This window comes from Acinetobacter sp. YH01004 (assembly GCF_013420455.1).
In the GTDB taxonomy this organism is placed as follows: Bacteria; Pseudomonadota; Gammaproteobacteria; order Pseudomonadales; family Moraxellaceae; genus Acinetobacter; species Acinetobacter towneri.
Window position 1 is genome coordinate 1 of sequence record NZ_VOXZ01000021.1, and the last position, 19,536, is coordinate 19,536.

The window sequence follows — 19,536 nt, forward strand, 5'->3', positions numbered from 1 at the left end:
ACATAATCATAATATTACTGAAATTACGTTACAAATAGAAAATACGAAATGTAATACATTGAACCAACATAAACACTAATTTGGACTTTAGTCTTCATATAGATGTTTTGTGTAACTTTAAAGTATACCCTAAAGTTACACTGTGAAAGCTGTAAAATACATGTCTCATTTAAATGAAATTCATACATACGTTACATGTAACTTTTAAGATTAAGATTCATTAGTTACAATAAGCAGAAATAGTCATCTAGTAGATAACAATATGAAAGGTCATAAAGTTGGATATGTCAGAGTCAGCTCTATTGACCAAAATATTGGACGCCAACTTGAGGGAATTGAAGTAGACCGATTATTTGTCGATAAAGCTTCAGGAAAAAATACAGCCCGTCCTAAATTTCAGGAAATGCTCAGCTATGTCCGTGAAGGTGACATGATTGTTGTGCACTCTATGGATCGCTTCGCTAGGAGTCTTAAAGATTTAGTGACTGAGGTTGATCAGCTTGTAAAAAGGGGAGTGGCTATTCAGTTTGTGAAAGAGAATATTACATTTACGGCTCAGGCCACCCCGATGGATAATTTGATGTTGCAACTTGCAGATTATTGGATAAATCAGCCACTAATTCCTGTAAGCAGTTTACCAGTCACTCCTATTGCTAGTAGACCACTTTCAATTGAAACTAGGTATTTCACTCACTGGGTATATTAATGTTAATGGATTTGATGTTAATGAAATAAAGCCGAAACGCTGATAAAACTCCATCGCTTTTTTATCTTTAGCATGTATTACAACAAAATTAACACCAATAATTTGAGCAACTGTTGAAACTTGTTTAAGAGCATGGGCTAAAAGCACTTTCCCAATTCCTCGCCCCTGAACGGTTTGATCAACGGCAAAGCGACCTACAACTACACAAGGGAGCGGATAACGAGGTAATCGTTTAGTAAGCACAGTATCAACTACATCAAATCCTATGGATGTGCTGGATAAACAATAAAACCCTCTCACTTGTAGATCATCATCAATAGCAACATACGTTTTACTTGTTCCTGATTTCTGATGTTGGGATGCATACTGTTTTATGAATTTATTTAAATCATCTTGCCCGCAATTAAATGATTTTTTCTGATGATGGGCTTGTAAAACCTCAATTTTCATCTAATAAACTCATTAATTTTTTCATCTCATCATTTGCAGGGCGTGGGTTCTCAAGTATGTTCATTAACATATCTCGATCAGCATTATTTACTTTTAACTCATAATTAGATTTAAGTAATTCTTTTGCTCTTTCAAATGAGGATTGAAGCATAAAGGAACTTACACTGAGTCCCAATAAATTCGCAGCTTGTTCAATTACATTTTTTGCATCTACTGTTGAACGAATATTAATTCGTTCCGTTGCTAAGTTAGTCATATCCCACCCAACAAGTACATCAATTTGATGTACAAATTATAGCAGATTAAGATTGTGCTTCAAGATTCAAATTTGGATATTTTGTTTTGAATTATTTGAATAGAAAATCAATGGCCTACTACTATCCAAAATGAGTGGCAGGATTTGAATAAGAATAACTGGTAGGTTTACATAAGAATACTCAGCAACTTATGGGGGCTTTTGCCCAATTTGAACGAGAGATTATTTTAGAGCGCCAAAAAGAAGGGATTAAGATTGCAGCGGCTCAAGGTAAATATAAAGGTCGAGTCCATAAGTTAAATCAAGAGCAGGCTGAAGCTTTACGACACGCCTGGAAAGAAGGGAAATATCCATCGAAAGTCGATTTAGCTAAAGCTTTTGGTATTAGCAGACAGGCTGTCTATCGCTATTTGAAAAATGAAAATGTCATCGATAGACTTTATATTTGAAGCAACAGAAGACCTAAAGGGCTTTACTGGTATCCATTGATTGTTCAGCAACATTAAATAAAACCGTGGAACATTGATCAAAGAATAGGCGTGGAACGTGAACAATCATAAAAAAAGCCCATTCGAGGGTGAGTGGGCTATAAAACTGAAATCAACACATTGAATTATAACACAATTTAAAAAGTATTGCGTATAAGGTGTATTATGTTAATTTTAGTAGAACTAATAAATCTATATATTTGAAAATGTCATTTTACTCAATTAAATACTCTTCAGATATTTCACACTGTTCAACAAAAAAATGATCATGTGAAACTAAAATTACAGCGCCCTGATATTGGCTAATAGCCTGCGATAGAAGCTCTCTAGACTCAATATCTAAATGATTTTCTGGTTCATCAAGCAATAATAAATCAATACCATCAGGATAGTGACTCATTGCTAATAATGCGACTTTCAATTTTTCACCACCACTCAGTTCTGATAGTTTTAATAAAGCTTTTTCACGACGAATACGTAACTGACCTAACAAATTTCTCCACTCAACTTCAGTAAGATTGGAGTTATAAAGTGCAAGGTTTTCGATTACGGATAAATCATTATTTAATAAACTAAAGTTTTGATCTAAATACAAACATGTTCCACTAAAGAAAATATCATCACGTTGATGGGTAGAAATCAATTTCAATAAGGTTGATTTACCAATTCCATTAGCACCTTTAAGATGGATTTTTTCGCCAGCTTTCAATGCAAAATTAATTTTATTTGTTGCTGTATGGGGTAGCTTTAAATCATGAATTCTTAAAATCTCTCCTTGCTTCGTACTCTGTAAGTGGAATTCAAACTTCTGAGCTTTGATTTTTTCTACAATGGTCTGCCTATTAATCAGACTATTTTTCAAATCATCAGTTTGTCGAGTTTGTTGGGCACGTAGCTTACCTAAGCTTTGTCCAGCATTTTCCTTTTTGAAATCTAGAAAAATCTTTGCTTGAGAATTAGAATCACGAAGTTCATTGCCTTTAGATTGACGTTTATTCGCTTTCATTAAGCTATCATGTTGCCGTTGTTTTAACTGCTTTAATTCTTTTTTCTCATTATTAATAGACTGAGTTAATGCATCCATGTGTAGCTGATGCTGTTGAATGTAATGCTCATAATTACCTTTGTAGTGTTGTAAGCCTAATTCAGTTAAAGCATAAATATGTTGGACTTGATTGAGTAATTGGCGATCATGACTAATCAGGCATACACCACTAGGGTGTGCCAAAATACTCTCAATTAACCATTGTCTAGATGTTGAGTCTAAATGGTTGCTTGGTTCATCTAAAAGTAGATAGTGATCCTTTTTTAAAAACAAACGACATAAAGCCAGCTTTGTTTTTTGTCCTTCACTCAGTTTTTCTGTTGGAAAGTTCAAATCCGTAGGTAAGTCAGCATTTTCAAGTATATTTTGCCATTTTTGTGGTAAATCCCAGGTATTTTCAACTAACTCATAATCATCAAAACTAGCTGTATTGTTCTCTATACGCCGAAAAGCATGATGTAAATGATCTACCTCTAATGCTTGTGCAATATTTTCAGCATTAAGGCGTTCTAATTGTGCCAAATAATCATGTTGGATATTCCATGAAACTTGACCACTATAATGAATATCTAAAGCTTGGCTTTGATCTAATATTCTGAACAATAGGGATTTACCTAAACCATTACGTCCAATTAATGCAGAAACCTGTCCTGATAAAAGCGTAATGTTTAGCTGATCAAACATTTTCTGTGTAGAAAATTCTAAATTTAAGTTTGAAGCAATACATGCATGTTGCATAAAAAATTCCTCATGTAGAGGATATGCAAAATAGTGAAGATTAACTTATAAAAAACAATATATTATTTAGGATATAAAGTAGAGACCAAGAATATATAGCCACAAGTAGAATCTATTTTGCACATCAAAAGTTTAAAAATAATGATGAGAAAATGACTTACTTCATTGGCGTTACTCTTGGGAGGATGATTTGAATAAGGTTATTTTATAATGATAAGACAATCTGTCAAGCTTGTACTAAAGCTTCTAAAAGTTATTTAACATAATGGCTGTTATGCGAAGTCGACTTGTAATGCAATTTGCATTACAATATTCCTAGTACATTAAATACTTGGGAAATATGATGGCTACTGTTAACTTCAGGATCGATGAAGCCCTTAAAGAAAAATCTTATTCAATCCTTAAAGAGCAAGGTATTGCACCTACTGATTTCTTCACTAGTATTCTTGAGTATGTTGCTACGACTGGGAAACTGCCTGTCAAAAAAGCTTTGCTTTCGGAAGAAGATGAAGAATTATTAGCTCTTGTCCGTAAGCGCATTAATGATCCTAAAGAGATGTTTGAGGAAGTCACATTAGATGACTTATAAGCTTTTACGTCACAAGGACTTTACAGCAGAATGGGAAAACTCCCTGTTGCTATACGAGATCAATTTAAAAAGAAACTAGCCAAAGTCATAGAGCAGCCACATATTCCAAAGAATATGCTTAGAGGCGATCTTGCAGGTTGCTATAAAATCAAATTATTAAAAGCTGGTGTCCGACTTGTCTATCAAGTTAAAGATGATCAGGTAGTTATCCTGCTCATTACCGTCGGAAAACGAGCTGATAGCATAGTTTATGACGAAGCGAAAAAGCGAATTAAAGACTAAAAATGGGAGCTTAAAGCTCCCATTTTTGGCTTCGTATAAGGTGTATTATGTTAATTTTAGGAAAGGCTCTAGACTAGCAGAATGATTATGTTAGTCTAGAGCATATAATTAACATTATTGAAGTATTTTACATGGCAATTTTTCGACATTCTTCTGCACACTGACGGCAAGCCTCAGCACATTTTTTACAATGATCATGTGAATGTTTTTCACACTCTTCCGCACAATATTCACAGATCTTAGCACAAAGCTCACAAATCTCTTTGAGGAAAGGTGAGTTATGTTGTTGCATACGCACACATAACTGACAAATATCTGCACATTCTAGACAACGTTGAATACATTCACGCATCATCTCTAAATCTTTTTCTTTTAAACAAGAAGTTGCACATTCAGTACAAATAAGTGAACAGTTTGTACATGCAGAAATACACTTTGAAAATTCCGTATTAATCATTTTTTACTCTCAACTTATATAATCAAAGAAATAATTAAAACATAATTTTTTTCTACTAATTATTTTAAATTATTAGTAAATGTAATACATAATGTTAATTTATATGAATAATGTTAATTTTAACTAAATCTTATTTATATTCCAAATTATTAAAAAACAGTTTTTAATTAGGATAGATGATCAAGTATCAAAAGCAGCTATTCTTAAAATAACTGCAATAATTTTATCACTTTAAAAATAGATTTTCCCTCTATTTAACATAATGGCGATTATACGCAATACACTTGTATATTAATATAAATATCAGATACTTAATAAAACCAGAAAAATCTAAAAATGCACAAAAAGCCGATTTTGAAACAAGTCGGCTTTTTTATGAGCGGTTTTGATATTTTTTGCCAACATTTTTGCTCAAAAAACACTCAAAACAGAAAATCACCTACAATCTATAAGGCTTTCAACCTGAAAAAAATCCACAATTTATGGGGATAACTCTGGGGCTATTTTTAAGCCATTTTTGTACGCTTTGACGTACAGTAATTTAAGGAATCTGCTTCTAGCTGATCAAAGCTTTATTTCTTATGATGTAGTCAAGGAAAGCAGGAAGCTCCAAACAACAAGAATAAGAAAGATCAGCACAAGGATGGTTAGGTACGACAGAAGTTATACCTTGCAACCAAACACGAAAAACCCCGACAGGATGTCGGGGTTTTTTATTACCATTTGAAAACTGACTAAGTTCACTATAAAATATAGACTATAATCTATATTTTGGTTGTGATATGTGGACAGTCATCACAACAGATCTGTTTAATGAGTGGCTTGAGCAGCAAGATGAATCAACACAAGAGAAAGTCCTCGCAGCTTTGGTCGTTCTACAGCAGCAGGGACCTAGCTTAGGTCGCCCTTTAGTGGATACCGTGTATGACTCTAAATTTACCAATATGAAAGAGCTACGCGTTCAGCATAGAGGTAAACCACTTAGAGCCTTTTTTGCATTTGATCCATTACGACAGGCCATTGTGCTTTGCATCGGTGATAAAGGCGGTAAAAAGCGTTTCTATAAAAGAGATGCTGGACATTGCAGAACAGCAATACGAACTTCATCTCTCAACCCTAGGAGAACAATCTAATGGCTAAAACCTTACAGGAATTATTGGTTAGTCGCTCTCCAGAGAGCCAAGCACGTATTAAAAAAATGGCTGATGAGCTACTGTTAGAGACTCAGCTCCATCTTATTCGAGAAGAGTTAGAGATTTCCCAAAAAGAACTTGCTGAAACTTTGGGAATAAAACAGCCATCACTTTCAGCAATTGAAAATCGTGGTAATGATTTAAAGATTTCAACCATGAAAAAGTATGTTGAGGCAATGGGTGGTAAGCTCCGTATTGATGTGGAGCTTCCAACAGGAAAACATATAGGATTTAATGTGTAACGATAAAAAAGGTAGCTATAAGCCACTGCTGTCCCACAATTTTTCACAAGAGGAAGCTTAAATAAGCTTCCTCTTGTTTAATGGGGATTTTATCGGGTGAGAATAAAGCTTTTAACGTTTTTCTTTCAAACAAATTCACTTGAATGATTCTGAGTAAGCGCTGCACTGTCCAGCCTTCTTTCCCCAGATGTTGAGCGAAACTCACCAGCAAATAGGCGATTAACGCGATCCAAATTTGAGTTTGTATGGCATTACGGCTTCGGCCTAGAAATGACTTTAATTTTAAATTCTGTTTAAGTGCTTTAAAGAACAGCTCCACTTTCCAACGGTCTTTATAAATTGCAGCAATCGTTAATGCTGCCAGATGAAAGTTATTACTCAGAAACTCAAACGTCCTGTTCTTATCGGTATCATAAAATTCTATACGTCTTAATAATTTGGGAGCACCTCTTTTCTTTGCATAAGCACTACTTAATTCAATCCATTCATCCGCAATAATACCTTTAGATGCTAATACGCTGCGGCTAGATTTCACTTGATAAACTGTCTTTGGGCGCAATCGGGTGACAAAACTGACCTTTTGATGAGTCAATTGGGCAAACCATTGATAATCAATATATCCTTTGTCAAATACGACAATACTGCCAGCAGGAAATTTGAATGCTCTGCCTTGTACCATATCATTTTCAATGCCATCCCCAAGCGCCACAAATTCAGGAATGGTATTGCTGTAATTTAAGCCAACGCTAAGTTTCATGCTGGCTTTGGATTCATGCACTTTGGCCCATTCACATAAGGAAAATGACAGATCAATATGGCTGGCATCCAGGGAATATAAGGGATTCTTAAAGCGGAATTTATGAGCTACTTTTGAGTGTTCATAAGATTTAAGCAAGGTGTAAAATAGCTGTTCATACAAGGCTGCAGGCTGTTCCTGATTGATTCGAGCCAGTGTACTGCGAGGGTGATAGACTTTGCTCCGAGAGCATTCAGCTTTTCTTGTTGACACTCTAGATTAGATTGAATATCCCGCAGACTTTGTCTGCAGGAAAGTTGAGACATCAGTATGGCAATGAACTGATCCCATCTTGAAGCGGCTCTAAATTTCTGACCGACATGATGTATTTGAACAAGACGTTCAAAATCTTGTCGGAGTATGGGTTTAATCAATTGATGAAATACGGTATTCTGATATGACAAAACCTGAGTCCTTGGTCGTTAAAGTGTTGGTTCGCACTTATATTTTAACGATTCAGACTCAGGTTTTTTTATTTAAATCAAACTATGGGACAGCAGTGAGCTATAAGCTCCCTTTTTTGTGTTAGAAACCATTTAAAGTGTCTGTATTCTCACCATTAAAAATGTCTGGTTTATGATGATCTAAATAACTTCTCAGGATATGACTCTATGAACGACACTGAAAATCAAAAAAAACTCCCATTCTCAGAGGATGAATTACTCGAAAATATAGATGAATATAAAGCACATGCAGATGAAATTACTGTGCTTACAGAAACCGAATTCGATTATTCATATTTCAAACACTCTACTCCATTTTTTCAAAAACAAATTAATTACTGTAGAGACAAAACCCTTGCTACATAAGGTTTTGGAGTCGTTTGTCTAAAAATAATCATAAAACAACCTAGAGCCTGTTTATTTCCTCTTTGTATCCTTAAACGGATAAGATTTTAGAAAAACCGATGGCTCAGAATTAAAAATCATTTAACTTTTATTTGTAATTGTAAACCGAAAGTATCGAGTAATTTCTGCATGGATTTCAAAGTAGGATTGCTCCCTGGTTGCTCCATTTTTTGCAGTGTCTGTGGCGCAATCTTAGTAATTTTAGCCATATCATTCAGTGTTAAATGTAGCTCTGTTCGAATAAATCGAGCAACTTGATAAAAAGACCAGTCTGGATGATTATTGATGGTTTCAAGCACAGATAGTCTTTTTTCCATTTGTTGAATAGGGGTCAATGGTTTAAAACGTTTATCCATGGCTGATCTCCTCCAACTGCTGGCAAATATTGATTATTCGATATTGGCTATTTTCCAGAATTTCATCCGCTACTTGAAGAGCCTGCATCTTTTCTAACAATCCCCGATAAATTGGTAACTGTTCAATTAATAAAGTTTTAATTTCTTGTGGACCAATCGAAGTGCTTTCAGCTATCTGCTCAATCACAGAACTCAAAAGTGGCATACCACCATGATCATCTCTTTCCCAACGAGTAGTACGTGCAATACCATCAGGATGTAACCACATTGGCGCAAAATCAAATAATGGTGTGAGCTGAATTTTACCATTATTGAAGCGTTGGATTGCTGTATTGCGAGTATGGTTATCTTTATTGCCTAAGGCAACATTTGCGAGATCACGCTTCAAATACTCAAATACTTCCTGCTTTGGTTCGGTACAAGCCTCCATAAGCAGGGTACATATTTGATTATGGGTCATTCTAACCCCAAAGCCCGCCTTCCCACCTAGAGATGCAAGGCTTTCCTGAGCAATTCTTTCAACTTTGCCATTAATTACTTTGCGATCAAATCTTGGAATAAACAAAGTCTTGCCATGTAGCTCAAGATCCCGGTGTACACGTAGTTGCAAGTACTGAGCGACTTTCATATACAAAGCTTCGTTCATCAGGATTTTATTCAAATTTTGATCACTGCCGCGGCTAAATTTAACCAACCAATGCTGCTTAACTTGATCATCTGGAAGAGTATGATCTAGATAGAAAAGATCATCATAACCTTGTGTTAACAACAATTTTGGCCACTCACCCTGAATACCAGATGAACCAGCAATAAAAAGTCCATAAGATGCGAGCGATTCAATAAACTTCTCTTTACGTTCAATAATTTGGCTTAGGCTAAATCCCTGATTCTGCAGCTTTGGGAAATGACTTTGTAACCACTCATGAGCCTCTTTGACTCGCAGATTCCCAATTGGATTTCCTGCGCCTGCTTTTAAAAGCGCCCAGTCCGCTTGTTCCTGAACATTCTCAGAAAAATCAAGCTGTATTAGTAATTCTTTGCGGCCGTATCCTTGAGGTAATAGATCCATAAGAAATGCTGGCCAAGTTGATTCCAATCTATTTTGAACGTTCACTGGTAAGTCATAAGCAAGCGCATGACCATCTCTTAGATCCATATATGAAATAGCATATTCGAACAAATATGATGTACGTGTAGCTGCCTGCCATCCAGCATTTTGATCATCCGTAACCTCAACCAAAGCACAGTCATGCCATTCATAGTCTTGGTAGATTTGCAGTGTACAGTATTGCTTCATAATTTTATTAAAATAGTAAAATATAATGATTTTATTGATTATATATCTATTTTAATATAAAAGTATAATTAAACTAAAAATCTCAATGATCACTCTAGGTGTCTAAGAAGAACTTATACATTTCTCAAAATTGCAATAAACTCATCTGATTTGCAGTAGAATTGATCAATATTAGGTTAAATCTCACCTCCTTATATTTTAGCTATCCTTTACATCATGTCAGAACGTCAACAACTCAGCCTTAGTGAATACCTTGCCACTGTACAGGAAGTCATCCATCTGACTTTTGATGGGGCAGTGTGGGTCAAGGCTGAGATCCGTAATTTAAGTATTAAAGGCGGTCACTATTATCTTGAGTTGGCTGAGAAAGATGAAGAAAGCCATAAGGTGATCGCTAGTTGTAAAGGCACCATTTGGAAATTTACGGCACAAAAAATAGTTCTAAAGTTTGAACGAGAAAGTGGTATTGAACTGTCGAAAGACCTGAATGTACTGATCAAGGTCAAAGCTAGATTTGATCCGCAATATGGCTTCTCGGTCAATATCGAAGATATCGACTCTAGCTTTACTCTAGGAGACATCGCCAAACGCTATCAGCAGATTCTGCTGCGACTGACTGAGGAAGGCCTGCTCAATAACAATAAACAGTTGCCGGTACCCTTTGATATTCAGAATGTCTTGGTCATTGCACCGGAAAATGCTGCAGGGTTAGGTGACTTTAAAAAAGATGCGGATGCCCTGGCTCAGGCTGGTGTCTGCCATTTCGTTTATCATTCAGCAACTTTTCAGGGTAATACTGCTTCTGCCAGCATCATTCAGGTTTTGGGCCGTGCCTTAAGACAGTGGGCTCAAGATTACTTGATAGCACCAGACCTTATTGTGATTATCCGTGGTGGTGGAGCCGTGAATGACCTAGCTTACCTGAATGATTATGATCTGGCCGCACTGCTGTGTAAAAGAACTGTGCCTATCTGGGTCGGTATTGGCCACGAGAAAGACCACACTATTTTGGATGAAATTGCACACCGTTCCTTTGATACTCCGAGTAAAGTGATCGCAGGGATCCGTAACCTGATTGTGGAGCGAGTCAATGAAGTTAGTACTGCTTTGCAGACCATCAAGCTACTGTCACAGCACCAGTTGATCACCTACCAGAGCCAGAGTGATCAGTATCTGAAAACTATCAAAACTCTGACACAGAACCAGATCAATGAAGCCCAACGTAGAGTTGATATGCTGAAGAGTGATACTAAGTATCTTGCTCAACAACAGATTAAACTAGCTTCACAGCAGGTAGAGTCATTGATGAGGGAAACCTTGCTACAGAATCCACGTAATGTGATGGCCAAGGGCTATGCAATTGTCCGTAGCCAAGGCAAAGCCATCCGTTCCATACAGCAGATTACTGACCAGCAATTACAGATTGAACTTAAGGATGGCACCATTGATGCCACCGTGACACAGGTAAACGCACATGAACAATGAAGAACTAAGTTTCAAGAAAGGTTATGAAATTCTCAAGAAAAATGCCGAATTTCTTGAATCTCAGGAAGAACCGGATATTGATAACCTTATGGCGATCGTTGAAGAGTCCATGACTGCCTATAAAGCCTGCAAATTACGTATTGATGCTGTGCAACAGGCGTTGAATGACACCTTTAAAGAATAAAAATTCTAGGTCGAGAAAAGTCTAGAATGTTCTAGAAATAAAGGACATGAGATGGTGAAAACTGACAGTTAACCCAATAAATTTGCTTGAGCAGAGTTTTATTACTAACCACCTTTTCCTCGAGAGGTGTTACATGGATCCCAAACAACATACTTACGTTGTTAAATGGTTGACTGAGGATCAAGCCTGTGTCGGCTTATGTGTCGAGTTCTTCATTAAGCTGACTTAAACCAAATAGGTGAGGCTAATTAATTTAATGGCTGATCTTTAATAATCCCTGCCAGCTGAAATAGTTTTGGGTCAAATGGGTACGATTCATGGACCACTTTCGTTGTGGCAAGTAGCAGCTGCCAACAGCTAATTTAGTTTTCCCATATCTCGCCTGTACCGCTTCTAAAGTCTGCATGAGGCTTTCATTACTTTCACGCTGGCTGTGGTCCGTCAGCAGGTCAGGAGTAAAGCGCTGCTTAGCAATTAAATCCGTCAGAATTACACCACACTTTTTATATTTCACGTCAGATTTATAAATGTGTTCCAGCAGTTGCATAGCTGTTTTAATCAGATCCAAAACACAATCCGTCGGTTCAGGAAACTCAAAAGCCAACGATTTACTGTAATAGGGAACCTTTGAATCAAAAGGATTCGATTGCACAAAAGCAATGACACATCCACATAAGGAAGCGTCTGCTCGTAAACGTATGACCGCATCCTGTACATACTTGCCCATAGCCTCTTTGAGATCATCTTGCTCGGTAACTTTTTCACCAAATGAACGACTTGCTATGATTTGCTGTTTGGGGGGAGGGGCATCATCTAACTGCATACAAGAAACACCTTGCAGCTCCAATACTGTTCTTTGCATTACCACAGAAAAAAGGCTCGCCATGCGATGAGAATCTTGCATCACTAAATCCAGTACCGAATAGATTCCCATGGCATTTAGTTTTTTAACTAACTTACGACCAACGCCCCAAACTTCACCGACCTCAATGTCTGAATAAAGCATTTCCTGATCTAGGAAATCCATATTGAGTAAGTTACACACACCCTTGAAACCCTGTCTTTTTTTGGCAAGATGGTTGGCCATTTTGGCTTCAGTTTTACTACGCCCGATACCAATCGAGACGGGCAAGCCAATCCAATCCAACAATCGTTGTTTCATGTGATGCGCATACTGAGTTAAGTCAAAATTTTGTGCATAACTGGTCAGGTCTAAAAAACACTCATCAATTGAATAGATTTCCTGTTCAGGTGGCGCAACAAAACTAGCCAAAATTGAATGAAAACGCTTGGACATTTCAGCATATAAAGCATAGTTACTGGATAACACCACGACCTGATGTTGCTGAACAATATCTTGTATTTGAAAGAGAGGAACGCCCATTTTGATGCCCAGCGCTTTGGCTTCATTACTTCTTGCCACAGCACAGCCATCGTTATTGCTGAGAACAATGACAGGTTTGTTGTTTAGACTGGGATTAAATACCCGCTCACAACTGACATAACAGTTGTTAATATCAATCAGGGCATAAATCCGCTCGTAACTGCTCATCTGAACTTCTTGATCACACTGGTAACCACACCCCAAATCAGCATGGTTTGATTATCTTTCAAATAGATATCAGCAAAATCAGGATTAGCCGCCTGCAACCAGCATTGATTACCCTCAATCATTAAACGTTTAATCGTAAAATCATTGTCTATCAATGCCAGAACAATATCCCCATGCTTGGCTTCAATACTACGGTCAACGATTAGCTTGTCATTCAGATCAATCCCTGCATCACGCATGGATAAGGATTCCACTTCAACGATAAAGGTTGCCTGTTGGTTTTGAATAAGAAACTCGTTTAGATCAAGGGTCTTATCGATATAGTCCTGAGCAGGGGAAGGGAAGCCTGCAGCAACTTTTTGCAAAGCAACAGGAATCTCATAATGTGTTTTTGTCTCAAGCAATGTAATAGAGGAAATATCGTTAAACTTTGGAGTGTCATTTTTTTTCAGGTATTTCTTGATTTCCAATACACGAGACTCTGGCACCCGAATGACCTTGGTCGGTTCGTTATAGACAAAAGGACGGCCAGAACCTTTGCGTGCACCACCATGCTTATTTTGCGTCATTTTTATTATCAATCTTGATTATGTAACATAATTAAGATTATAGAAAACTCAGAATATAAAAACAAGATTGTCCGTTCTTTAATAAAGTATTATCCCAAATCTTGGGATTGCCATGATATTAGCAAAGCCACAAGATCAGTCAGACGACACAATAAAGATTGTCTAATCCTTGATCGTAGAGACTTTATATTTGAAGCAACAGAAGACCTAAAGGGCTTTACTGGTATCCATTGATTGTTCAGCAACATTAAATAAAACCGTGGAACATTGATTAAAGAATAGGCGTGGAACGTGAAAAATCATAAAAAAAGCCCACTCGAGGGTGAGTGGGCTGTAAACTAGGTGTTAGCATACTGAATTATAACACAATTTAAAAAGCTGTTGTTATTCACCAATTAAAATGTCTATGCGATAAACCATTTAAAATGTCCTGTTTTTAACTGCAAGAGTCAAGAACAGGATTTAAATTTCTTTGTTCATTGCTAGCTTTCTGAGCTTTACGACTCGGCATACTTTTCTTGGCACGGGAACGTTTATTCTGTTTTTCCAACTCTTCATGCTGTTGTTGGATATGGGCCAGAACTGCGCCTAACCGTTTATTCTCAACCACTTCATTCTGCTGCAGTCCAGTCAGTTTATTGAAGATACTGTAGTTGATCTTCCGTCCTTCATACATGATCGCAACAGTGCCATCCGGGTACTCCAGAAATGAAATGTATTGTCCAACTAATTTCTGGTTCAATTCAGTCGGTTCAAGCATATAAATACATTTGTCATACGTCAGGGTTAGATTCTTGGTGACCTTACGTGGTTCCTGCCAGGTAAAAATATCATCCAGTTCAAGATCAGATTCGGTTAATGGTCGATGTAAATTCTTTGAGTTACGCGCACACTTGGCGAACTTCTGATTGAACTGCTCAATGAAGCAGGGTAGCCAAGCATTGGCTTCAGCAATCGAACTGATGCCTTCCAGACGCATCTCTTTGATCAGACGATCCTGAAGTGTCCTGTTAGCACGTTCCACACGTCCTTTGGCCTGTGGTGAGTTGGCAAAAATAATATCGATGTTTAACTCATTCAGAATCCGCCCAAATTGCGTGATCTTGCTGTCTTGGCTCGATTTCTGATTCACTCGGAATACTGAGTGTTTATCGCTATAAAAGGCCAAAGGCTTGCCATATTGCTTAATGTAGGCTCTCGTGGAAAGCATATAGTCGAAGGTCGTTTCAGCCTCACAAAAGCGCAGATGCAACAGCTTTCCAGTGGCGTCATCGATATAAACCAGCAAACAGCATTTGGCGGATCGTCCTTCAAACCAGTCATGATAGGAGCCATCAATCTGGATCAGTTCACCGAAGCAATCACGGTTATATCTAGGCTGATATGGACGTTTCAGACGCTTGGATCGCGGAATCCAGAGCTCATTGGCAGTCATCCAGCGACGAACTGTTTCCACAGGAATATTCAGCTCAAACATGCTGCTGAGCTTCTCATGCGCCAAGGTGGGCCCAAAGCCCAGCAGATGTTCAGAAATAATGGAAAGGCACTTTGCTTTTAACAAGTCATCATGGCGACGATGGCCAGGTTGACCACGACTGGCATGAGCCAGACCTGAAACACCATCTTGATTGAGCTTCTGCAATAACCGGGTAATTTGACGGGGGAAAGATTCAGGATTTCAGCAGCACGGACTTGGGTAATACGATGATCTCGAACGTCTTGCAGAACCGCAAGACGTTGAATTTCTTTGTCAGACATAGTGATCAGCATCTATATTTCATATCCAGTCCATGATGGTTAAATCATCATAAACTAGACATTTTTATTGGTGAGAATACAGACACTTTAAATGGGTTCTAACATCTGTATTTCGTATAATATTGATTATGTTAAATAAGATATCTGAAGACAGCACCCTGCATTTAGCTGTGCAGATTATGACAATTCGCGTTGAATTAATCGAGTAAAAGTCTGGGTAAATTGCTGTCCTTGCTCTGCAAAAAACCAATTTACATGTCCAACAATCCAATCATAATAAGCAGCATCGGCATGTTTCAGGTTTTGGGTAATTCCGACAAAATATTCAAGCTCTGAAAATGCGAAATCCAAATGCACAATTTTTAGCAACTCTGGCAAAATACTAAAGTCTTGTTGTGGATGTATTTCTGCAAAATACGCTTGTAAAAACGCGCTTAAACCCGCTTCGTCAATATTGATTTGTGATGTATGTTCTAAAGCCAGCCAATCTATAAAGTTACGCTCAATCGTGACCGCAAGGTCATAAAGCGCTGAATTTCGATCTGATAAACCAAAATCAATTACCGCTGTAATATTGGCATCGGCACTTTGCGCAGACCAAAACAGATTGGAAGCATGCAAATCATTATGCGTCCAAATTTTAGTGGTCTGCTGCAATATATGCTTAATTTTATGATGCGTCTGAGATACACGCTCTAAAAAAACGGCGTCTAAGTTTTTATCGGCAAAATAACGGCTCAATTCAGGGCTATTTTGAATACGTTGCTGAATAGCCGTTACAATATTTTCACTTTCTAAAAGCTGCTGATTCGATACCAAATAACGCGCCGATCTGCCATGTAACTCAGGAAAATCCTGCATGGCGACATGCAATTTGGCAAGCAAACTTCCCACTTTTGCAGCATGTTCTGTATAGAAAAACGGCGTCCAAGATTGCTGATCGACATATAAGTCAAAACCTGCTGCTTTTTCGTAGACTTCATAAGTCCAGTCGCCCATTTCTAAAGCGGTCAGTCCGCAATTCGAGGCAATTAATGTCGCAACAGGAATGTTTTTACTGGCTAAATGTCGCAAAAAAGCATGCTCTTGCAAAATATCTTGCGCATTACGAAATGAACGATGACTGCGTTTAATGAAATACGAGCGACTTCCTATTTTATCTGTACTGACTGCATCCTGCGTGACTTCAATCACTGCGGCTGATGAAAATGGGCGCGGACTGCACCACAGAATTTGAATACCCCCTTGCAAGCATGGGTAATACGGTTGCAGGTTGTGTAATTCTGAGACAGTCAGATGTGCCCAATCTTTATATTCCCAGTCATTCCCCATGCCATGACCTAAATCATGTGTGATTGTGGTCATTTTCGATATTCCTTAACCTGATCAGCATTGTGTAATCGTATATTCCCTGCCATCCATTTCAAATAATCATTTTTTAGATAGATGATAGCTATTTAATTAACGGTCTTGGCTTGTCGTAAACGCAAATTCACTTCATCTACAATCTGATCTAAACCTGTGTCATAAGCAGCTTCACTCACAAAAGACACCATATTTTGTGTAACTTGCGGCAAATTGTAATCTGCATACCATGACAATGAATTCACTTCTATTTCACGTTCACCCTGCAAAATCACGAATCTTCTTTGCATCCAAGCCTGCAAATTTTCACCCGTATAGGCATCATAAAAAATAATATCGGTCAGATAAAAATCTTTCATCATGTAGGAGTAAGCCACGCTATTTTCTTCTGGCTCATAATTAAAAAAAGGTGTGGTGGTCAGATGAAATTCAACCAGGAAATGACGTTTCAAACGATGATTTTGATATTCTGCTTTGACTTTAATCGGGCAACTGATTTGCGCAAAGTCAATTTCATGTTCAGTATTTTGCTTAAAATATTCAGCCAAAGACCAGACCTGATGTTTAATGAAATCCTGCATTAAAAACTCAGGTTCAAGTTGTGAATTGATTAATCCCAACAGTAAAGATTCAACTTCTTCTTTCGTTAAATAAATGTCTTCAACAATATGCATGCCAATCTCTAAATATGCTGCTGCGATAGAAAAATCCTAACGGAAAGGCTTGTGTTTGTATAGCTATGCAATCGTAGAGTGTGATCTATATCTAGCAATCAATTATCCACGTAGATTGAATCTTAATCATGTTTTCAGCTATGCTATCAACACATCAAATTTCACTTCAAACACGCCTCGTTGCGTAGGAGTAATCTCATGTCTAAGAAGTTACCTATTTACTTCTCTGACGCTGCTTGGGCGTCATTACAAAAAATCATGGGCAGCGATGGTAAACCCAGCCCTAGCCTGAATGCCCTGCTTGAACAAATTGAATTGCTGAATCAGCATGATTTTCAAGCGCTTGCTAAAAGAAAAACGCTGCATCTTCCCGTAACAATAGAATCCATTCCTGCAGGTTTTCCTTCGCCTGCTCAAGACTATATTGATAAAAATATTGATCTGAATGAATATCTTATTTCTAATGAAAATGCGACCTTTTTAAATGTGGTACGCACTACCTCTATGGTGAATGCAGGGCTTGAATACGGCGATATTGTACTGGTAGATCGCAGTAAAGAAGCCAAACACCGCAGCATTGTGGTTGCATTAATCGACCAAAAAGACCTGACTATTAAACGCTTGATGATTACAGCCAAAATGTCCAAAAGTGAATTGGCTGAACATTTTGGTGAAGACTACGACCCTGCCACTTTGCCCGAAGCTTGGCTCAAGGCAGAAAGCCCCGACTACGACAGCATTTACCTGAAAGATGGGCAAACTTTTGAAGTGTTTGCTGTGGTCACGTGGAATTTGAAAAACCTGATGGTTTAAACACCACAATAATGCATAAAAAAGCCGAATAAGTAAAATAGTCATGAAAGCTTTAGAGCAAGTTTTTGCGCTCATTGACATTAATAATTGTTATGTGAGCTGTGAGCGGTTGTTTCAACCACACCTGAATCATCGTCCTGTGGTGGTGCTTTCCAATAACGATGGCTGCGTGGTGTCACGTTCCGAAGAAGCCAAACGACTTGGCATTAAAATGGCTGTGCCCTTTTACCAAGTTCAAGAATTAATTCAACAACATGATGTTGCGGTCTTTTCAAGTAATTATGCGCTCTATGCAGAAATGTCCAGACGTTTTAATAATATTATTCAAGAATTTGTCAGTGCCAAAGATGTTGAAATTTATTCGATTGATGAAACTTTTATTGAGTTGAGTTCATATTCTCAGCGCGATTTAAACGCACTTGCACAGGAAATTAAAACAACCTTGTGGAAATGGCTGGCTCTTCCTGTTTGTGTTGGTATTGGTCAAAGTAAAACTGAAGCCAAACTAGCCAATCATCTTGCTAAGCGAAACCGCTATTTCAACAGCGTATGTAATTTACTGGATATGGATTTATGCAGCAAAGAAGCCTTGTTTCAACACATTGATGCCGCTGAAGTCTGGGGTGTGGGACGCAAAAACGCTAAAAAATTACAATCATTGGGTATCCGTTCTGTATTTGATCTAGCAACAAGCAATCCAGACCAAATGGAGCGCCAATTTTCTATTTTGATGAAAAAAACCATTCTTGAACTCACAGGTACAGCATGTATTGAACTGGAGCACAATACCGTAAGTAAGCAGCAAATCATCAGCTCACGTTCTTTTGGGCAGCGTGTAACAGATATTCATGCGCTTTCAGAAGCTTTGAGCGATTATTTACAATCTGCTGTGCAAAGGCTCAGAGCTGAAAAAAGTTTATGTGGTTGTATGATCATTTTTGCGCAATCTAACCGTTTTGATCCGCGCCAAGTTTTTTACAATCAATCGGTCACTATTGCTTTCAATGAGCCAACAGATTCTGCTTTGCTCATGAACAAAGCCATGATGAAGCATGTGACAACGCTATTTCAGGAAGGAATTGCCTTTAAAAAATGTGGTGTGATTTTAACGGGACTTGAACCCAAACAAAGCTATATTCACGACCTGCTTACAGATACTGACGCCATTGAAAAACAGGAACAATTACAGCAAGTGTTGGATACCGTGAAAAATAAATTTGGTGTGCAAAAACTCGCCATTGGAGCATGTAAATTGCAAGATCGAACTTGGGCGATGCAGCGCAGCCATTTAAGCCCGAATTATTTTAGCTGGGAAGGTTTATTGGCACTTGGCGATTAGCAGTGATTTGATTGGGTTAAAAAAAGCTCACAATATGAGACCTAATTTAATGCT

General features: G+C 37.8%; 17 protein-coding genes and 6 pseudogenes. 11 read left to right on the forward strand and 12 right to left on the reverse strand.

Annotation, left to right across the window (positions count from 1 at the left end; translation table 11 throughout):
• Positions 1–262: 262 nt before the first annotated feature.
• Positions 263–592, forward strand: a pseudogene (locus tag FTT71_RS12050) (recombinase family protein); the annotation flags it as partial.
• A 75-nt stretch (positions 593–667) separates the two neighbouring features.
• Here the strand turns inward: FTT71_RS12050 and FTT71_RS12055 are convergent.
• Both FTT71_RS12055 and FTT71_RS12060 read right to left on the reverse strand, forming a co-directional pair.
• Complete coding sequence (locus FTT71_RS12055) at positions 668–1,156, reverse strand: GNAT family N-acetyltransferase (RefSeq protein ID WP_004733307.1); 489 nt, start codon at positions 1,154–1,156, stop codon at positions 668–670.
• Entirely contained in the window at positions 1,146–1,412 is a 267-nt protein-coding gene (locus tag FTT71_RS12060; protein WP_004733309.1) for a DUF1778 domain-containing protein, read from the reverse strand. The genes FTT71_RS12055 and FTT71_RS12060 overlap by 11 nt, the downstream gene beginning before the upstream one ends.
• A 185-nt stretch (positions 1,413–1,597) precedes the next feature.
• Between FTT71_RS12060 and FTT71_RS12065 the strand changes: the two are divergent.
• Positions 1,598–1,861, forward strand: a pseudogene (locus tag FTT71_RS12065) (helix-turn-helix domain-containing protein); the annotation flags it as partial.
• 253 nt (positions 1,862–2,114) lie between these two features.
• On the opposite strand, the gene FTT71_RS12070 reads toward FTT71_RS12065, so the two are convergent.
• Complete coding sequence (locus tag FTT71_RS12070; RefSeq protein ID WP_159124549.1) at positions 2,115–3,683, reverse strand: ATP-binding cassette domain-containing protein; 1,569 nt, start codon at positions 3,681–3,683, stop codon at positions 2,115–2,117.
• 343 nt (positions 3,684–4,026) lie between these two features.
• Here FTT71_RS12070 and FTT71_RS12075 point away from each other — a divergent pair, with 343 nt between their 5' ends.
• Entirely contained in the window at positions 4,027–4,272 is a 246-nt protein-coding gene (locus tag FTT71_RS12075; RefSeq protein WP_000246755.1) for a type II toxin-antitoxin system RelB/DinJ family antitoxin, read from the forward strand.
• Positions 4,262–4,554 (forward strand): annotated as a pseudogene (locus FTT71_RS12080) (type II toxin-antitoxin system RelE/ParE family toxin). The gene FTT71_RS12075 and the pseudogene FTT71_RS12080 overlap by 11 nt, the downstream one beginning before the upstream one ends.
• A 127-nt stretch (positions 4,555–4,681) precedes the next feature.
• On the opposite strand, the gene FTT71_RS12085 reads toward FTT71_RS12080, so the two are convergent.
• Positions 4,682–5,011, reverse strand: coding sequence for a four-helix bundle copper-binding protein (locus FTT71_RS12085; protein ID WP_016658833.1), 330 nt, complete (start codon positions 5,009–5,011; stop codon positions 4,682–4,684).
• 782 nt (positions 5,012–5,793) lie between these two features.
• Here FTT71_RS12085 and FTT71_RS12090 point away from each other — a divergent pair.
• Positions 5,794–6,151: pseudogene (locus FTT71_RS12090) on the forward strand (type II toxin-antitoxin system RelE/ParE family toxin).
• A complete protein-coding gene (locus FTT71_RS12095) occupies positions 6,144–6,446 on the forward strand; it encodes a helix-turn-helix domain-containing protein (protein ID WP_096902794.1) in 303 nt (100 codons plus the stop codon). Before FTT71_RS12090 ends, FTT71_RS12095 begins: the two are co-directional and overlap by 8 nt.
• A gap of 43 nt (positions 6,447–6,489) precedes the next feature.
• Here the strand turns inward: FTT71_RS12095 and FTT71_RS12100 are convergent.
• Positions 6,490–7,646 (reverse strand): annotated as a pseudogene (locus FTT71_RS12100) (IS4 family transposase).
• Positions 7,647–7,853: 207 nt separating this feature from the next.
• On the opposite strand from FTT71_RS12100, the gene FTT71_RS12105 reads away from it, so the two are divergent.
• Entirely contained in the window at positions 7,854–8,051 is a 198-nt protein-coding gene (locus FTT71_RS12105; RefSeq protein ID WP_096902802.1) for a hypothetical protein, read from the forward strand.
• A gap of 116 nt (positions 8,052–8,167) precedes the next feature.
• Here FTT71_RS12105 and FTT71_RS12110 read toward each other — a convergent pair whose 3' ends face one another.
• Entirely contained in the window at positions 8,168–8,446 is a 279-nt protein-coding gene (locus FTT71_RS12110; protein WP_000361155.1) for a helix-turn-helix domain-containing protein, read from the reverse strand.
• The gene (locus FTT71_RS12115; RefSeq protein ID WP_000816116.1) at positions 8,439–9,743 is read right to left on the reverse strand and encodes a type II toxin-antitoxin system HipA family toxin; all 1,305 of its coding nucleotides are present in this window, start codon (positions 9,741–9,743) and stop codon (positions 8,439–8,441) included. The genes FTT71_RS12110 and FTT71_RS12115 overlap by 8 nt, the downstream gene beginning before the upstream one ends.
• A gap of 216 nt (positions 9,744–9,959) precedes the next feature.
• On the opposite strand from FTT71_RS12115, the gene xseA reads away from it, so the two are divergent.
• Positions 9,960–11,228, forward strand: a complete 1,269-nt coding sequence (xseA, locus tag FTT71_RS12120) for an exodeoxyribonuclease VII large subunit (protein ID WP_000004127.1) — start codon at positions 9,960–9,962, stop codon at positions 11,226–11,228.
• Complete coding sequence (gene xseB, locus FTT71_RS12125; protein ID WP_001058302.1) at positions 11,218–11,412, forward strand: exodeoxyribonuclease VII small subunit; 195 nt, start codon at positions 11,218–11,220, stop codon at positions 11,410–11,412. The genes xseA and xseB overlap by 11 nt, the downstream gene beginning before the upstream one ends.
• A gap of 253 nt (positions 11,413–11,665) precedes the next feature.
• Here xseB and FTT71_RS12130 read toward each other — a convergent pair whose 3' ends face one another.
• The 5 genes and pseudogenes from FTT71_RS12130 to FTT71_RS12150 form a co-directional block, all read right to left on the reverse strand.
• Positions 11,666–12,964, reverse strand: coding sequence for a Y-family DNA polymerase (locus tag FTT71_RS12130; RefSeq protein WP_000100479.1), 1,299 nt, complete (start codon positions 12,962–12,964; stop codon positions 11,666–11,668).
• Positions 12,961–13,533, reverse strand: coding sequence for a LexA family transcriptional regulator (locus FTT71_RS12135; protein WP_000193118.1), 573 nt, complete (start codon positions 13,531–13,533; stop codon positions 12,961–12,963). Before FTT71_RS12135 ends, FTT71_RS12130 begins: the two co-directional genes overlap by 4 nt.
• Positions 13,534–13,969: 436 nt before the next feature.
• Positions 13,970–15,303 (reverse strand): annotated as a pseudogene (locus tag FTT71_RS12140) (ISNCY family transposase).
• A 165-nt stretch (positions 15,304–15,468) separates the two neighbouring features.
• Positions 15,469–16,656 carry a phosphotransferase enzyme family protein gene (locus FTT71_RS12145; RefSeq protein WP_004973800.1) on the reverse strand — a complete coding sequence of 396 codons (1,188 nt, stop codon included), beginning with the start codon at positions 16,654–16,656 and terminating at the stop codon, positions 15,469–15,471.
• Between the two features lie 92 nt (positions 16,657–16,748).
• Complete coding sequence (locus FTT71_RS12150) at positions 16,749–17,330, reverse strand: hypothetical protein (protein ID WP_096902351.1); 582 nt, start codon at positions 17,328–17,330, stop codon at positions 16,749–16,751.
• Between the two features lie 198 nt (positions 17,331–17,528).
• Between FTT71_RS12150 and FTT71_RS12155 the strand changes: the two genes are divergently transcribed.
• Complete coding sequence (locus tag FTT71_RS12155) at positions 17,529–18,143, forward strand: LexA family transcriptional regulator (protein ID WP_096902350.1); 615 nt, start codon at positions 17,529–17,531, stop codon at positions 18,141–18,143.
• A 43-nt stretch (positions 18,144–18,186) separates the two neighbouring features.
• Complete coding sequence (locus FTT71_RS12160; protein WP_179988967.1) at positions 18,187–19,482, forward strand: Y-family DNA polymerase; 1,296 nt, start codon at positions 18,187–18,189, stop codon at positions 19,480–19,482.
• Positions 19,483–19,536: the final 54 nt, after the last annotated feature.

What these genes read in the sequence shown, in the direction of transcription:
- FTT71_RS12055 (WP_004733307.1), bottom strand. Translation starts at nt 1,156, where the DNA reads ATGAAAATTGAGGTTTTACAAGCCCATCATCAGAAAAAATCATTTAAT.
- FTT71_RS12060 (WP_004733309.1), bottom strand. Translation starts at nt 1,412, where the DNA reads ATGACTAACTTAGCAACGGAACGAATTAATATTCGTTCAACAGTAGAT.
- FTT71_RS12070 (WP_159124549.1), bottom strand. Translation starts at nt 3,683, where the DNA reads ATGCAACATGCATGTATTGCTTCAAACTTAAATTTAGAATTTTCTACA.
- FTT71_RS12075 (WP_000246755.1), top strand. Translation starts at nt 4,027, where the DNA reads ATGGCTACTGTTAACTTCAGGATCGATGAAGCCCTTAAAGAAAAATCT.
- FTT71_RS12085 (WP_016658833.1), bottom strand. Translation starts at nt 5,011, where the DNA reads ATGATTAATACGGAATTTTCAAAGTGTATTTCTGCATGTACAAACTGT.
- FTT71_RS12095 (WP_096902794.1), top strand. Translation starts at nt 6,144, where the DNA reads ATGGCTAAAACCTTACAGGAATTATTGGTTAGTCGCTCTCCAGAGAGC.
- FTT71_RS12105 (WP_096902802.1), top strand. Translation starts at nt 7,854, where the DNA reads ATGAACGACACTGAAAATCAAAAAAAACTCCCATTCTCAGAGGATGAA.
- FTT71_RS12110 (WP_000361155.1), bottom strand. Translation starts at nt 8,446, where the DNA reads ATGGATAAACGTTTTAAACCATTGACCCCTATTCAACAAATGGAAAAA.
- FTT71_RS12115 (WP_000816116.1), bottom strand. Translation starts at nt 9,743, where the DNA reads ATGAAGCAATACTGTACACTGCAAATCTACCAAGACTATGAATGGCAT.
- xseA (WP_000004127.1), top strand. Translation starts at nt 9,960, where the DNA reads ATGTCAGAACGTCAACAACTCAGCCTTAGTGAATACCTTGCCACTGTA.
- xseB (WP_001058302.1), top strand. Translation starts at nt 11,218, where the DNA reads ATGAACAATGAAGAACTAAGTTTCAAGAAAGGTTATGAAATTCTCAAG.
- FTT71_RS12130 (WP_000100479.1), bottom strand. Translation starts at nt 12,964, where the DNA reads ATGAGCAGTTACGAGCGGATTTATGCCCTGATTGATATTAACAACTGT.
- FTT71_RS12135 (WP_000193118.1), bottom strand. Translation starts at nt 13,533, where the DNA reads ATGACGCAAAATAAGCATGGTGGTGCACGCAAAGGTTCTGGCCGTCCT.
- FTT71_RS12145 (WP_004973800.1), bottom strand. Translation starts at nt 16,656, where the DNA reads ATGACCACAATCACACATGATTTAGGTCATGGCATGGGGAATGACTGG.
- FTT71_RS12150 (WP_096902351.1), bottom strand. Translation starts at nt 17,330, where the DNA reads ATGCATATTGTTGAAGACATTTATTTAACGAAAGAAGAAGTTGAATCT.
- FTT71_RS12155 (WP_096902350.1), top strand. Translation starts at nt 17,529, where the DNA reads ATGTCTAAGAAGTTACCTATTTACTTCTCTGACGCTGCTTGGGCGTCA.
- FTT71_RS12160 (WP_179988967.1), top strand. Translation starts at nt 18,187, where the DNA reads ATGAAAGCTTTAGAGCAAGTTTTTGCGCTCATTGACATTAATAATTGT.